At 40.2% G+C, this 1798-nt stretch carries 2 protein-coding genes; both read right to left on the bottom strand.

Translation table 11 applies throughout. The annotated features are described in order from the left end of the window. Positions 1–530: 530 nt before the first annotated feature. Positions 531–830, bottom strand: coding sequence for a hypothetical protein (locus ACRDCA_RS07895; RefSeq protein WP_438689037.1), 300 nt, complete (start codon positions 828–830; stop codon positions 531–533). A gap of 734 nt (positions 831–1564) precedes the next feature. Then, positions 1565–1798: hypothetical protein (locus ACRDCA_RS07890; protein WP_438689036.1), on the bottom strand; the 234-nt coding region annotated here is incomplete at its 5' end.

Here is a 1798-nt window from a genome sequence, read left to right as displayed (position 1 = left end):
TACTTTCAGCTCTGTCTCGCCACTCCATTTTGCTTCTTCTTTGACCATCCTCAGCTCCATCTTTCCCTCCCCTGCTCACATCATCAGTTGTTTCATCCTCTTGCTCTTCTGTCAGAACACTGTTCCTTCTTTCACCATCCTCTTGTCCATCCACTCGCTCTCTCTCTAATCTCATCCATTCTTCACAATCTCTTGCATAATGTCCTCCTCCTCCACACTCGAAGCACTTTAATTCGGGGCACTCTCTGAATATGTGCCCTGGCTTGATACAAAGTCTGCAAACACGTACTTGTCTGTCATGGATGACACGAAAATACTCTGTGCCTCTCAGAGTCTCAAACTTTGTGGAGTATGGAAGTGAACACACCTGTTCCGTAAAGCGAACTTTTAAAAACCGTGTTCCATCAACTGTATCCGTCCCAGGCCATACCCGATGTTTTATTGGTGAAAGTGGTCATACTCCCCACTCTTGTAGCTAGGAGAGTATCTTCTCATCCTCTAAATACACCGGCAAATTGATAAAAGCCATATCACCATATCACTTCTCCACACTCCTTCTTTACTCTCTTCAGTAAATCCATCATGGAAATCTTTTCTGTCCCCTCCACCTCCACTGTCAGCTCTTTGCTGTACTTCTCTCTTGATCTTCCTTGCACTCCTCTGCTGTTTTCTTCTCTCTCTTTCCGCAGATCTCCCGTGACTTTACTTGCCCCCTGTTGTTTTTGGATCGATGCTTGTTTGTCTTTTCCTCTTCTTTGCTCCTCCTCTTCCTTCTTTCCATTGTTACTTTTTCTCATCACTGCTTGTTCTGTTTCTTTACCTGCAGCCATGGTGTGCATCTGCAGCATGATTCAAGCAGAAAAAAGTCTAAAAGTCCCCCAGACAGCCTAAGCTGTCGGGGGGAATTTATCAGGATTAACGCTGATTTTCCAGCAACTGATTTTCCAAGCAAAGACCAAAATTGAAAAACAAAATGCTTCAAAACAAGAGATTAAATCAAGCAAACAAGATCCAGAGAGCCTCTCTCTCTGTACTGCAAACCTAACACTTCCTGCTGGCTCTCTAGCGCCCTCAGGGTGGTATGGCCGTAAGCAAAAGCAGCTGCAAAGAGTCGGCTATTTAAAGATCAGCCACCCTAAAGGCCTGCGTACATGATGACTATGTTAGCCAGGATATGAAGAAAAGACAAAAGCTTACAGCACCTGGTACTCCCAGGTGGTCTCCCGTCCAAGTACTAACCAGGACCGACTCTGCTTAGCTTCCGAGATCTGGCGCTGCCTTTTATTTATTTATTTTTTTTATATCTTTTAATTGCACTGTCAATTCACAGATTTTCATTTACATTATTTCATCCCATTTACATACATTTTGTTACATTTATATGATTTGTTTTCAATTGATATTCTTCATTGGGAATAATCATAAAAAATAGAAAATAAAATACATAAATGAAATACACATAAATATGTTTACATTTACTCAATTTACAACAGCCGATCTCAACCAAATAATTGCTTTTTACCAAGTGAAACATATTTTTTCCCCCACCTCTTGAAATATGAACTTATTTGTATTCACAAAAAAACTCTTTTGCCTCTTTATCTCCATACTTACAAATCAACTCTACATTTCTTTGTATTATTAGCTTGAATATATCTTTTACTTTAATCTCCCTCCCTTCGAAATGTGCATAGTTCCTTCTTAGAACCACTGCTAGTCTGGCATGACTCAAAACAAAATTGATTAAACAAACGTCAGCTCTTTTCCTTTTCCCGAAAATTCCAAACAGAAACATTTT

Origin of the sequence: Serratia sp. (in: enterobacteria) (genome assembly GCF_051654945.1) — a bacterium.
GTDB lineage: Bacteria > Pseudomonadota > Gammaproteobacteria > Enterobacterales > Enterobacteriaceae > Chania.
Note: the sequence above shows the minus strand (reverse complement) of the source record. Positions and strands in the feature narration are given on the sequence as shown.